The sequence below is a fragment of the Xanthomonas axonopodis pv. maculifoliigardeniae genome, assembly GCF_041519315.1.
Taxonomy (GTDB): domain Bacteria; phylum Pseudomonadota; class Gammaproteobacteria; order Xanthomonadales; family Xanthomonadaceae; genus Xanthomonas; species Xanthomonas euvesicatoria.
In genome coordinates this window covers 1202269-1216814 of sequence record NZ_CP167998.1, presented here as the reverse complement: position 1 = coordinate 1216814, position 14546 = coordinate 1202269, and the positions used below count along the sequence as shown (strand labels likewise).

Genomic DNA, 14546 nt, shown 5'->3' with positions numbered 1-14546 from the left:
ACGGTAGCGCGGCGGACCGGCGTTGCCGCGTCGCACACGCGGCTGAAATTAAGCGGGTGGACGGCAGGCATCGATTTCAGGATGGCAGGCTCCGCCACCTCTTGCCCGGCTGACCTCACAACGTGGGCGTGAACCGCAGACCCACCCAATAGGTGGTGGGCACCGAGTAACTGTCCTTGAGCAGATTCTGCCCGGGGCCGGTCACGCTGGTGATGCGACTGTGGGTGATATTGCTGACCTGGCCGATCAGGCTCAACTGCTTGCTCACCGCATAGGTGGCGGTGAAATCCAGTTGCGAACGCGGCGACCAATACAGGTCCTGCCAGGCGATATTGCTGACGACCGCGCGCAGCGCCTTGCCTTGTCGGTTGTAGGCCGCACGCAGTTCCAGCCCACCGGTGTTGTAGAACAGCGTCGCGTTGGCGGTGTAATCGGGCTGACCGACCAGATTGTCGAGCGTGCGCTCGCGCTGGGTCAGGCTGCTGCCGCTGCCGACGCTGTAAGGCACGTCCAGGCTGCCATCGAGCAATGCGAGGTTTGCGCTGAAACCGACGCCGCTCAACCACGGCGCGACCGGCCCTAACGTGTTGACGATGCCGTTGAACTCCACACCACGGATGCGCGCCTTGGCGGCATTGGCCGGTGTGCTGATCAACGCATTCGCATACGTGGTGCCGTCGAAGGTGAAGCTATCGGTGCGCGAGAGCGTGAAGATCTCGTCCTGGATATGTTTGTCGAAGACGGCAGCGGATGCGAACGCATCGAAATCGCCGGGAAGGCGCCATTCCAGCGACAGGTCCAGGTTGTTGGATACGCGCGGCTTGATGTCGGGGTTGCCGATGGTGACGGTGACGCCCTGCGCATTCGGGTTGCCGGCGTCTGTCGTATTGACAAAGCCGATGGAGGTGCGCGCCGCATAGGCGTCGTACGGCGGGCGGCCCAACGTGCGGCTTGCACCGGCACGCAGATCCAGCGCATCGGTCAGGTGATAGGTCATCACCGCCGAAGGCAGCAGATAGTCGTAATCCGCACTGGTCGGGTTATCGACGTACACGTAGTGATTGGTTGCCGCATCCAGCTGCCGCTGGCGGCCCACCGTGTCGAGCTTGGTGCTGTCGAAATGCACACCGGCCTGCGCGTTCAAGCGATCGCTGCGATAGCTGACCAAGCCATAGCTGCCGAAGATTTTTTCGGTATGCGTGAAATTATCCTGGTTGCTGAAGGCCTGCTGGTCGGTGCTGTTGAATGCGCTCAACGGCGTGGCCGCCAGCACGCGATTGGCCTTGTTCGGGTCGATGCTCAGCAGGTTCAAACCGGCATAGCGCATCGGCGCCCTGCCGGTGCCTACCACGTCGGCCAGGCCGAACGCCGGCGCCGTCGTATTGGGCTGATACTCGACGCGATAGATCTCATAGGACGGCTTGTCGGTGGTATACGACACGCCTGCCGCAAAACCGATGCCTTGATCGCTTTCGCCTTGGTTGAAACCGTAATCGAGCCGACCGGTGAGGATGCGGTCGGACGCGGTGCGTTTATAGTCCGGGCGCCAGTACGACAGGCTGTAATTGTCCAGGTCGCCATACGCCTGCGGCGACACGCCGAAGCGTTGATCCAGGCCGGAAGTGTCGTAATTGAACGCATAATTGGGCGTGGCATTGATGGTCACGCCACTGCCGGTCTGGCCCACCGGCACCGGTGCCGGACGCGTGATGCCGGTGGCGTACTTGATCATGCGAATCGGCTCGTCGTAGGTCGCATCCGACCACGCGCCACGCGCGGAAAGCTGTTGGCGATCGGTGGGCCGCCAGATCGTTCCCAGCTGCGCCACCTTGGTACGCGTGGTGACGATCTGGTTCGAATAGCCCACCTCGATGTCGCCACCGGGATAACTGCCGGAGGTTGCGGTTTGATTGAAGACCTGGCCACGGTTGCGCGGGTCGATGATGACCTCGTTGCGCTCCATGTCGTCCTTGAAATAGTAGTAGCCGGCCATGGCGTAGGCTTCGAGCGCCGCACTGGGCCGCATCTCGAACTTGCCAGTGAGGCCATAACGGTCGCGCTGATCTTGCACGTACCAGTATTTATCCTGCTGCGGCACCGCCCAGCCATTGCCGAGATTGTCGCCGGTCTGCAACACACCGCTGTTGTCGTAGAACCCGTAGTGCACCGTGTCGGTGGTCATATGGGTTTCGGTGTAGCTGCTCAGCGTTTGATAGTTGGCAGACACGGTGAGACCGTACTGCTGCTCGCTACCGAAGGTGCGGCTGCCGGTGGCGTTGACGCGATAGCCCGGATCGTCCTGATCGCGCGGCTTGCCCACATCGTTGGCGTGGCCTAGCGCCGCCTCGGCGCTGAAGAACGGCTTGCCGCCGTTTTCGAACGCGCTGCGGGTTTTCAGGTTGATCGCACCGCCGGTGGCGTTGGGGTCCAGGTCGGGCGTGAAGGTCTTGACCACCTGCAATTCGCTGACCATCGAGGCCGGCAACAGATCCAGGCGCACACCGCGGGTGATCGAACCGAGCGTGCCGTTCGGTGTACCGGGCGAGGCGATGGTGAGCCCGTCGATGGTGACGTTGTTGTATGACGGCCCCAGGCCACGCAATACCGGCGTGGCCGCTTCATCGCGCGGATGCTCGTTGTCGGTGGCAGGCAAGACGGACAAGCCCGGCACGCGCCGCAATGCCTCAACGATGGTGCTGTCGGGCAAGGCACGCACGTCGGTGGCGCTGATCACATCGGTGATATTGGTGGCCGCACGCTTGCTTTCCACCGCAGCCGCGTTGGCGCGGCGCACGCCGGTGACCTGCATGGCATCGAGGGTTTGTACGCCGGTTTTGGCCATGTCTGCGGCAGTTGCATCTCTGCTAGGTGCGTCGCTGTTGGGTGCGTCGCTCGGCGAGGCTGCGGTCGCGAGGCCAGAGAGTTTTTCAAAGGCTGACGCTGTCTCGACAGGTCGCTGGCTTTCGTTGGATGAAGCACCGGCTGGGCGCATCGATGACGCCAGGCGCGCGGAGTCGGATGAGGTAGCGACACTTTGAGCCTGCACGCCAGGCGAGCATGCTGCGATGGCCACAGCGAGAACGGACAGGTGCATACGGTACGGATCGAAGCGCTGCATGGAATCCCGTAAGTCGCGCAGCAATCATGCTGCGCTGATGAGAAAGCACGCCACCGTAGAGCGTAAAAATGACCTTTGCGTGTCGCTACCATCGCACCGAGAAGACAAGGCGCAGCGATATCGCTGCATGCGAAGCAAGCACTCAGCGGCTACCGGGAAACATCGCAAGCGCGCTGCAAAAGCCCCTCTACTTGCGGGAGAGGGGCTGGGGTGAGGGTACGGGCGAAGCCACTCATGCCATGCCAACGACACCAGGCTTCGCTCGTCCCCTCATCCGCCCCTGGCAGGGCCCCTTCTCCCGACGGAGAAGGGCGAACGCGTCACCTTACGGCTGCACCACCGTCATCGTGGCTGGCGTGCTGCGCCCCACACCACGCAACTCCGGCCGGTACATGTCTTCCACCAGCGAGGGCGGCACCGTGTAGGTCCCCGGGGTGACGGCACGCACCAGGTAGTACACCTGCGCCTTGCTGCCCGAAGACAGCGCCAGCGCGGCCACATAGCGGTCGTCGCGGAACTCTTCGTGCTTGACGTCGGCGGCGCTGGACCGCTCGCTGATGCCGATGCCGTCCACCACCACGTCGGCCCATTGCTTGGCATCGCCCAGATTGAAATTCTCGATTTCCAAACCGGCCGGCAACAGGTCGGTGAGCAAGGCGTCGGGCATGCTGCTGTTGGCAGTGATGCTGACGCGCACGATCAACGCTTCGCCTTCCTTGAGTGGACGCGGGGTCCACGGCTTGCCGTCGGTGGTGTACCAGCTGCGCTCCACGCTGAGATTGCGCGTGTCCGGTTCCGGTGCGCTGCGCGGAATGCCGGCCACTTCCAGGCTGGCGTACATCGGCGCCTCGCCTTGTGGCGCGAACTGCACGCCGCGCGCCAGGGCGGCACTGTCGAAACTGCGCCCGAACACGCGTGCCGGTGCGATCTGCTGTACCTGGTCGCCCACCGTCAAGCTGCCGGACACCTGTTTGCCCTGCCCGACCATCAACGCCTTGCCCAACCGCGCAAGCGCCACTTGCTCCTGCGTGCTCAGCCACAACCAACCGGTCGCGCGACGTGCATCCAGCGCGCGGCCCAGGGCCACCGCGCGGGTGTCGTACTCGGGCTTGGACAAACCGCGTTCGTGCAGCAACGCCATCATCAACGCGTCGTCGCGGATCGCGCTGCCGTAATCGCCGAAGTACGGCGGACGCTCGCTGCTGTCCTTGGCAAACCCGGCCTTGATCGCCGCATCGCCACGCTTGGTATCGCCCTGCAGCGACAAGGCGATGCCCAGATGCACCAGCGACAGGCCCGTCAGCGCCTTGTCGCGCTGGTTGTCGTACAGCGCGCGCAGCGTGCCCAGCGGCGCGCGGTTGACGCGTGCCAGTACGTAGCCGGACCAGGCCTGATTGGCGAACTTCAAGTTGTCGCGACGGTCCTGCCCATAGAACTCGTTGCCACCGGACAACAGATCTTCGCTCAGGCGATTGAGCGCCTTCTGCAGCACCGTGTCGGGCACCGCAAAACCGGCCTCCTTGGCGTCGAGCAGGAATTCGGCAATGTATGGGGTCAGGCCCGGATTGACGTGGCCATCGTCGCCCCACATCGAAAAATGCCCGCTGGCGATCTGCATCGACGCCAGACGCCCGAACGCGCCTTCCATGCGCTCGCGGCGCTTGGCCGCCTCCAGCCCCTTGGTGCCGAGCGTTCTGGCGGCGGCATCGTCGAGCAGCAGCGCCGCATAGCCCTTGCTGGTGGTCTGCTCGGCGCAGCCGTACGGATACTCCAACGCGCCCTGCAATGCGCTGGCGAACGGAATCGGCGGCAACGCGCTGACCACCATGCGCGCGGTCACCGAGCCGGCCATCAGGCCATCGGCAAAGCCGCTGTCCAGGGTGATCGGCGCCAGCGGGTCGAGCACGCGGGTCTGTGCCCGCAACACCTGTGGCCAGCCGGCGCGCACCGGCAGCTCGTAGCTGCGGTCGGCCTTGAAGCCATTGCCATCCACGCGCACGCGCACCTTGGCCACGCTATAGCCTTCGGTGGCGCTCAGCGGGAAGCTCAGCGTCTGCTTGGCGTCCACGCCGAGCTTGACGCTGCGCGACGCCTCGCCGATGGCGAGCGGGCCAATGCCCTCCACACGCACGTTGAATTCGCCCGGCTTGCCGGTGAAATTCTGCACGTCCAGCGTCACCGTGCTGCGGTCGCCCGGTGCCATCACGCGCGGCATGCTGGCTTCGGCCAGGATCGGCGCACGCACGATGGTTTCCATATCGCGGTTGCCGTAACGGGTATCCGAGTACACCAACGCCGACACGCGCAAGCTGCCATTGAAATCCGGCACCGGCAGTTGCACGCGCGCATTGCCCTTTGCGTCGAGTTTTACCGAGCCGGAAAACAGGTCAACCGTCTGCACGCGCGCGGTCGGGCGCTTGGCCTGCGGCAAGGCTTCCAGCGCCATGTCACCGCCGAACTTCAGCTTGCCGCTGGCGCCTTCGAAACTTTCGATCACCCGCCCATAGATGTCGTACGCATCGGTCCCCAGACGACGCTGCGCGAAGAACTGTGCGTTGGCATCGGGCACCGGGAAACGGGTGATGTTGAGGATGCCCACGTCCACTGCCGAAATGGTCACGTGCGCGGCCTTGCCCGCCAGTTCGGGCACGCTCACCGTCACCGGCAACGGCTGCTCGGGCCGCATCTGCTTGGGCGCGGACAAGCCCACCGCCACCCGCCGCGCCTTGCGGTCCATCGGCACATAGGCCACGCCCACCGCGCGTGCCGGGGTGATCTTGCTGGGCGCACTGCCGCCGCGGAAGACCAGTGCGGTGACATACACATCGTGGCGCTCCCACGCCTCGGTCACCGGAATCTCGAAGCTGCTGCCGGGCTTGACGTCGATGTCCTGCACGTACAACAGCTTGTCGCTTTCCACCAGCAGCACGCCCTTGCCGGCATGCGGCGGAGTCAGCGTGACCTTGAGCGTGTCGCCGGCACGGTAGCCGGTCTTGTCCAGCGCCAGCTTGACCTTGTCTGGGCGCGCATCCAGGCCACGGTTTTCATCGTTCCAGCTCCAGCCGGCGCGGAACGGGTAACGCGTGGTCAGCCCGCTCGCCGGGTCGAATACGTCCAGGCGGTACTCGCCCCATTCCACCGGGAAATCGATCTTGGCATTGACGCTACCCACATCCAGCGTGCGCGTGTCCTTGTTTTCGAAGCGACGGGTGAAGTCGTAATCCCAGTGGTTGTCGGTGTAGTTCCAGTGGTAATCGCGCAGCTCGCGCACCAGCGTGACCTTCAGGCCCTTGGCCGGCTGCGGCTTGCCGTCGGCATCCACGCGGGTCACTTCGAAGCGCGCCGTCCCATTGGCATCGGCGCCGTCGGCGTCGTCGAACAACGGGCGCACGCCGACCAGCGCCTTGGCCGGCCACAGCACGCGCTTGAGGGTGCGGGTGACCGTGCGCCCGCCGGTTTCGTACACGCTACCGGAGACGACCGCGGCAATCGTGCTGACCGGCTTGGCCTCGTCCGGCAATGCGATGTCTTCGTGCAGGATGCCGTCGCCGCCGAATTCGGTGTCGATCACGTCCCTGGCTTCGCGCGGCAGCTCCAGCGTGGGGTCGCCGAAGAACCAGCCGGGCAACGCTTCGAGCGGATGCTGCTCCACACTGACTGCCAGCTTGGCGGTGAAACGGTTGCCAGCGGCCGGTGCGCCGTACAGATACGCGGCATTGGCCACCAGCTTGAACGGCTGGCCGGCGCTCAGGGTCTTTTGCGTGCTGTCCAGGTCCAGCTTCATGCGCTCGGGCAGGAACTCTTCCACGCGCACGGTCATGCCCTGCACGGCGTCCTTGCTGGCCGGATCTGTGCGAAATTCCACCTGCCAACGGCCGGTCGGTGCATCGGCCGGAATCTGCTGGGCGAATTCGAAGTAGCCCTGCTCGCCCGGCAGCAGTTTGGTCTCGCGGAAGGTCTTGCCGTCCGGCTGCTTCAGGCGCAGGAACACCGGTTGCGGCTTGGTCGGTTTGCCGTCGTTGTCGCGCAGGATCGCCGAGACGCGCATGGTCTCGCCGGGGCGATACAGATCGCGACCGGCCCAGGCGAACACATCGAACCACGCGCCCTGGCGCCCGGCCACGGCGAACTCGCTCAGATCCAGTGCGGGCTGGTTGAACGGCAGCAGCGTAATGTCGGTCTTGCTGCGTGCGGTCAGCACATGGCCGGCGTCGAGCGTGTAGTTGAGCAGCGCATTGCCGTTACCGTCGGTCGCCCCTTTCAGGAACAACTCGCCCTTGGCATCGAGGATGCGCAGCTCCACGTTCTTGACCGGCTCGCCGCTCTGCAACGAGGCGGTGTGCACGAACAACTTGTCCTTGTAGGCGCGCGTATGCAGGCCGATGTCGCTGACGGTAAAGAACGCGGTGTCGAATTCGTTTTCGAAACTGCCGGCGCGCTTCATCACCGCGAAATACAAACCCGGTTCCTGCAGTTCCTTGATGTCCTGCGTCGGCAGGTAGGTCAGCACACGCTCGTTCTGCTTGCCGCCAAGGATGAAGCGATTGACGTAGACCGGGTCGGCCAGCTTGGACAACGGCTGATTGCCGCTGTATTCGCTCTCCAGATCCCAGCTGCCACGGCGCCCGCCACGCTGGAACTGCTGGAAGAACGCCGGCAGCGACTTCTCGCGCACGCGCAGGAACTCGACGTCCACTTCCGGCACGTTCACCGACACCACCGGCAGGCCACGGCTCTCGCGCGCCGGCAGTACGCTGCCCTGCGAAGCGAACCCGGCCACAGGCTTGAGTTCGCCGGTGTAGACCTTTTGCTTGAGCGGCTTGCCCAGGCGGCTGCCGTCGGCGGCCAGCAGGTTGGCGTCGACCAGGACGGTGTAGTCCTTGGCCGCTTCGACGTACGGGTAGCGCAGCGTCTTGCCGTCCTCGGACAGCGTCCAGCTACTGTCGCCCGTGCCGACCTTTTCTTCGAAGCGCACCAGCGCATCGAAATCCTGCGTGCCGACCAGTGGCCGCGAGAATTCCAGTGCCAGCGACAGGCCGTCGCTGGTCTGGTCGGGATAGGCACGCGCCAGCGCGAAACCGGTGATGGCCTGCTTTTCGGCCTTGATCGCCTCGCCACTGGCGGCGGGTAGCTGACCGCTTTCGTTGCGCTTGCACGCCACCGCGCCGATCGCCACGGCCAGCAACACCGCCCACAGCACAACCCGCCGCGTGCCCGACCGCATCATCCGTGATCCCTGGCTGTCCATTCGTGCTACTCGCAATGTGAGAACGCAAGTATAACGACGCTGCGCATCTGGCTGATGGCGCCGATGCGACGACGTGGCTGCTTGCCGATGGGCGGCAAGCGTGCGCTGCTGGCGAGCGATGCGATGGCAGACTGGCGGTGAGCGCAGTGGTCTGGTAACCGCGCTTGGAGCGACCGCCGAACCACGTCATGCCGCCTGGCGCAGGCAGCTGGACTGCGACTTGCCTGCAGGGCCTCGCTCGTCCTGTCTTCGCGTCCATCGAATGCCAAACAATCGATCCACGGCAGCACGCGAGCGAAGTGACCCGCTTTCAGTTGGTCAGCAGCCAACTGTCTAGCGCGGTGCCCTCACCGCCTGCGGGCCCGATGGACGGGTTCACGGCGTGTCCCGTGATCGGTGAGGGCACCGCGCTGTCGACCAACCCGGCTTTTGACTAGATCACAAAGAGCTGCAAAGAAGCACTCGCCGCGGGACTCAGGCATGACTCTTTGTGTTCCTCATTCTCCGTGCAACTCCAACAACGCACGCATGTACATCTCGATCAGCGCCGGCTTGTCCACGTGCAAACAGGCCTGCACATTGGGCGCACCAGCCCCTTCGCGGGTATAGCCTTGCGCATCCACGTCCAGATGCAAGGGCGTGGTCGGGCACAGCGCCGGGCGTAGCAACCAGGCCACCGGCACTACGTCGAACAACGTGGGCGTGGCACTGGCCCAGGGCTGGTCGGTGTTGCGCCACTGGTAGTACAGCTGCGTGAGCGCATCGGTCAGCCCGTCGCCATGCGCAAACAGTGCGATGCGCTCGGGTTCTTCCAGGCTGATCTGCGTGGCATCCAGTGGCAACAGCACGATTGGCACACCAGATGAGAACACGCGCTGCGCTGCAGGCACATCGGCCAGGATGTTGTACTCCGGCGCCGGTGCACTGGCCGGACGATACGCAGACTTGCCATAACCCACCCGCACCGATCCGCCCATCGCCACCACACGCTTGAGCTTGGCAAAGCCGACCGGGTCACGTTGCTGCGCCAGCGCCGCATCGGTCATCGGCCCCAGCACCAGCAAGGTGACCTCGCCCGGATGCTGGCGCGCCTGCTGCAGGATCATCGCGGCCGCATCCGGCAGTGCCGCCGGCAACTGCCCCTTGGCCGCCCAGCGCGCCTGGCTGAAGGCGATGGTGCTGGTGGTACGCGCGCCCGCTGCCAGCGGAATCTCGCTGCGCCCGGCCTGCTGCAACAACCGCTGCAGCAACTGCGCACGCAACGCGGTGTCGCCCCATGCCGATGCGATGCCCAGCACCTGCAACTGCGGGCGACGCAGCAATAGCCCTAAGGCGAAGGCATCGTCGATATCGTCGCCAACGTCGGTAGAGACCACCACTTTCTCGGCCTGCACCGATGCCAGCGTGGATTGCACGGCCGCGGCCGACTGCTGCGCCCCCGCGGTTGTCGCCACGCACCACATCGCCATCGCTACCCACGCGCGTTGCCAGGTCCGCTGCATCTGCCCACTCCTGCTGCCATAAAAAAAACCGCCGGCATGATCGCCGGCGGTTCGATAGTGCTCCACCAAAACGCCGATCAGAAGTTGGCGCGGAACTGCGCACCCACGATGCGCGGGTCGTTGATGAAGCCGGTGAGGTTGTTGAAGTCGATCGCACCGGTCACGCGGATCTGATTGGTGCAGTTGCGGCAGAACACCGACAACTCGTACGCACCCGCGCCCCAGTTGTAGCCGATCTTGGCGCCACCTTCGACCAGCGGCTGGCCGGTGAATTCCTTGGAGTCGTACAGGAAGAAGTTCACTTCACTGCGGTACGACCAGTCCGTGTAGAAGAACAGCTCGCCGTCGTTGCCCATCGGAATGCCGTAACGCAGGGTGGCGTTGGCCATCCACTTGGCTGCCTGCGGCAGGTCGTTGCCGTCGATCACCGCACGGCCGGCCGCGTTGATCGGGTCGGTGACCGTGCAGGTACGGCAGATGCCCACCGACAGGTTCGGGTCGTCGATGCGGGTCCAGTTGTAGGCGCCGCCGGCGGTGACGCGCAGGTTCTGGGTGAGCAAGGCTTCGAAATCGAACTCCGCGCCGCGGGCCTTGGTCTTGTCGGCATTGAGCAGGCGGATGTCGTTGGACGCGCCACCCACCGCCGTGAGCTGCTGGTTCTTCACGCGGAAATCGTAGATGTCAAAGCTCAGGCGCGCGCGGTTGTCGAACAGGTCCGACTTGATGCCGACCTCGAACGAATCCACCGTCTCCGGCTCGGCCACGGTCAGCGGCGCGGTGCCCGACGGCACGCCGAAGCTGGCGCCGCGGAAACCGCGTGCGGCACGTGCGTACACATTGACGGCGTCGTTGATGGAGAAGGTGGCCGCCAGATCGCCGGTGACCTTGGAGTTGTCGGTCTCGCCGCTGGACGGTTCGACCAGGGTGACGCGGTCCAGCGCCAGCACGTCGAAGGTCTTCTTGTCGTAGGTGTAGCGGATGCCGGCGCGCAGGTTCAAACGGTCGGTGGCCGCGTAGTTCAACGAGCCGAACGCCGCCCAGGAGGTATTGCGCTGGCGGGTCAGCTGATAGCTGGCCAGATCACCGCCGCTGAGGGTGTTGTAGGTGTAGTTTTCGCCTTCCACATCGTCGTGGAAGTAGTACAGGCCGGCCTGCCAGTTGAGCGGGCCGTCGTACTGCGATTCGGCGCGCACTTCCTGGCTGTACTGGTCCAGGCTCTTGATGCCGCCGGCGGTTTCCACCGGGAACGGAATCACGCCCGGGCCCGACGGCGGCGCAAACACCGCGCCGAAGCCACCGTCGATATCGCCACGGCTGTAGTACTTGCCGATCCCTTCGTAGGCGGTGATCGAGTGCAGCGCGATGTCGCCCAGGTCCCAGGTCAGGTTGGCGCTGCCGCCGTAGGTCTGCAGTTCCTGGCGGTTGGCACCGTCGATGAAGGATTTTTCCGCATCGAAGCCATCCACCAGCTGATTGGTACCGGGCTGGATGATGTTGGCGCGGAACAGGCGCGCGGTACCGTCCAGATGACGCGCATGCGCATTGAACAAGGCACTGAAATCGTCGCTGGCCTGGTACAGCAGCTGCAGGCGCACGGCCGAATCGGTATAGCCTTCCAGATCGCGGCCGTCGCGGTTTTCCACCCAATCGTCGCGGCGCTGGCCCAGCGTGGACAGACGCGCTGCCCAATGGTCGCCCATCGCGATGCTCAGGCCGCTTTCCAGGGTCATGGTGCCGTAGGTGCCGTACGACAGGCTGGCGTAGCCGTCATTGGCGCCGATGGTCGGCTTGACCGAATTGAACTTGACCACGCCTGCCGGCGTGTTGCGGCCGAACAGCGTGCCCTGCGGGCCGCGCAGCACTTCCAGGCCTTCCAGATCGAAGATCGGGAAGCCCTTCAGGAAGGCGTTTTCCTGCACCACGTCGTCATAGATCAACGACACCGGCTGCGAGGCGTAGGTGTTGAAGTCCGTATTGCCGTAGCCGCGGATGTACACGCGCGGGAACACACGGCCGTTGGACGATTCGATGTTCAGGCTGGGCGCCTTGCCGGCCAGCACGCGGATGTCCGAGCCGCTGGTGGAGATGGCATCCAGGAACTCCGGGCGCAATACCGAGGCGGAAACCGGCACATCCTTGGAGTCTTCCGAACGCCGCTCGACCGTGACCTTGACCGCATCCAGACGCACGACGCCGTCGTCGCCGGGCGTCTGCTGTGCAGCGGCATGGAGCGGAAGAAAGGAAGCGACGGCAACGGCAAGCGCGCTGATCTTGAGCGACCGGCTGGCGGACATGGGAAGAACTCCGGATTCTGGTGGCGGGGCGGCCCGGCCTGCGTGCCGCGGTGCAACAGAATTAACACGATTTACACAATTATGGCAGGGCGCGTGCGAAAAAGTTTCCAGAATTCGAAACAGCGTTCGAATTAATGCAACACAGCAGTGCGTTTTACACGATGGCGAAAAAGGAGGCTCGTTAGCGACGCTGGCCACGCTGCAATTTACTGCTGTGGTGGCCAGCGCCAATCGCTTGGGGCGCAACAACATCGATCAATGGCATCGGGAATGACCATCCAGGGTGGACACACGCCGGACTGAAACGCAGATGTTCTGGGTTCTACGCGCATGCCTGGAAGAGCCGATGCGGAGCAGATCCGGCTAATGCGGGCAGCGCGACGCCGGCTCCGCATCGCCACCAGGGGTGCCCGACCGACGCAATGCCGCTATCGCACACCAGCACCGATGAAGCGCCTCGCACGCCAGGCATGTGTCGCGTGCATCCACGCGCGCCAACACCCTGCGCCGGCCTATCCAACCTCGGCAACCGGCGACGGCACCCTGACCCACCCCTCCATCAACACCCGCGCACTGCGGCTCATCAGCGCCTTGGTCACCTGCCACTGGCCCTCGACCAGCTGCGCCTGCGCGCCGACCCGCAAGGTGCCGGATGGATGCCCGAAGCGCACCGCCGAGCGCGCCGCACCGCCGGCAGCCAGATTGACCAGCGTGCCCGGCACGGCTGCAGCGGTGCCGATCGCCACTGCTGCAGTGCCCATCATCGCGTGATGCAATTTGCCCATCGACATCGCACGCACCAACAGATCGATTTCGGCCGCGTGCACCGGCTTGCCGCTGGACGCGGTGTAGTCGGCCGGCGGTGCCACGAAGGCGACCTTGGGCGTGTGTTGCCGTGTCGCGGCGTCTTCCACCTTCGCAATCAAACCCATCCGCACCGCACCGTGCGCGCGCAATGTCTCGAACATGGTCAAGGCGCGCGGGTCGCCATTGATGGCGTCCTGCAGCTCGGTCCCGGTGTAGCCCAGGTCGCGCGCGTTGACGAAGATGGTGGGAATGCCCGCATTGATCAGCGTGGCATCGAGCGTGCCCAGCCCGGGAATTTCCAGTTGATCGATGACGTTGCCGGTGGGAAACATCTCCCCGCCCTCGCCTTCGGCATCGTCGGCCGGGTCGAGAAATTCCAGCTGCACTTCGGCTGCAGGAAAGGTCACGCCGTCCAGTTCGAAGTCGCCGGTTTCCTGCACCAGCCCATCGGCCATCGGCACATGCGCCACAATCGTCTTGCCGATATTGGCCTGCCAGATGCGCACCGTGGCCACGCCATCGCGTGGCACGCGTGCGGGATCGATCAAGCCGCCGGCGATGGCGAATGGTCCCACCGCCGCCGACAGATTGCCGCAGTTGCCGCTCCAATCCACGAACGCGCTATCGATGGACACCTGCCCGAACAGGTAGTCCACATCATGCCCATCGCGCGTGCTGGCCGACACGATCACGCTCTTGCTGGTGCTGGAAGTGGCACCGCCCATGCCATCGATCTGCTTGGCATACGGATCCGGACTGCCGATCACCCGCAACAACAGCGCATCGCGTGCAGCGCCCGGTTGCTGCGCGGCCGCGGGCAGATCCTGCAGACGGAAAAACACGCCTTTGCTGGTACCGCCGCGCATGTAGGTGGCGGGGATGCGGAGTTGGGGAGCGAATGCCATGCATGTTCCTTGGAAACGACGTGCGGACGTGATGTCAATGATTTTGCCTAATGCATCTGTACGGCCTGGTCAAGCGTCACCATGACAGTCGCAGGCACGCCTTGCTGCTCAGGTCATAGCGGCAGTTGCGTCTGCTCCGGCATGAGCCCCTCAGGTCGCAATGGCCAAGATCCGATGGGTCCATAGCGATACGGTCGCCCACCGCCTTCAACCAACAGCACCTCGGTGGCGTGCCAGATGATGGGCACGATTGGCTGGTTGAGCTTACCGGGCGCTGCATAGCTGATCGTTACGTGCGGCGTGTGTCCGCCCCCAACATGCAGGCCTTCCGCACGCAGGGCTGCTGCGATGGCAGCCTGCAATGCAACGAAGGCAAATGGCGTGCCCTCTGCCCGGAATGCCCAATGCACCGGGTCGGTTCCGCCACTGGTGATCCTGTTCAAGCAGAACGTCACTGCCTGAGCATCGAGACGATCGCCCGCGCGCAGCATTGCGGCACGCGCAGCCGACCCTTCAAACCGATCCGAAACCGACTGATGCCAGTTGCCTGGATCGAAGTACGCGTCCGCAAGCATTGCATCCAGGCGGTGTGCGGCCACGACACCGGCCATCGCTTCAAGCACCTGCGGTGGCGGCTTGAGCATGAAGATCAATCGCGAAGAATCGGCCATG

Annotated in this window: 6 protein-coding genes; all 6 read right to left on the bottom strand. The window is 64.5% G+C overall.

Annotation, left to right across the window (positions count from 1 at the left end; genetic code table 11):
• Positions 1-115 precede the first annotated feature (115 nt).
• On the bottom strand, positions 116-3118 hold the full coding sequence (locus ACDH77_RS05390; protein ID WP_218488754.1) for a TonB-dependent receptor: 3003 nt from the start codon (positions 3116-3118) through the stop codon (positions 116-118).
• A gap of 325 nt (positions 3119-3443) precedes the next feature.
• A complete protein-coding gene (locus ACDH77_RS05385; RefSeq protein WP_218488755.1) occupies positions 3444-8345 on the bottom strand; it encodes an alpha-2-macroglobulin in 4902 nt (1633 codons plus the stop codon).
• Between the two features lie 518 nt (positions 8346-8863).
• Positions 8864-9868, bottom strand: coding sequence for a nucleoside hydrolase (locus tag ACDH77_RS05380; RefSeq protein WP_042773818.1), 1005 nt, complete (start codon positions 9866-9868; stop codon positions 8864-8866).
• 77 nt (positions 9869-9945) lie between these two features.
• On the bottom strand, positions 9946-12162 hold the full coding sequence (locus tag ACDH77_RS05375) for a TonB-dependent receptor (RefSeq protein ID WP_031421458.1): 2217 nt from the start codon (positions 12160-12162) through the stop codon (positions 9946-9948).
• 512 nt (positions 12163-12674) lie between these two features.
• Positions 12675-13874, bottom strand: coding sequence for a 2-methylaconitate cis-trans isomerase PrpF (gene prpF, locus ACDH77_RS05370; protein WP_031421456.1), 1200 nt, complete (start codon positions 13872-13874; stop codon positions 12675-12677).
• Between the two features lie 113 nt (positions 13875-13987).
• A complete protein-coding gene (locus ACDH77_RS05365) occupies positions 13988-14545 on the bottom strand; it encodes a hypothetical protein (RefSeq protein WP_011346645.1) in 558 nt (185 codons plus the stop codon).
• Position 14546: the final 1 nt, after the last annotated feature.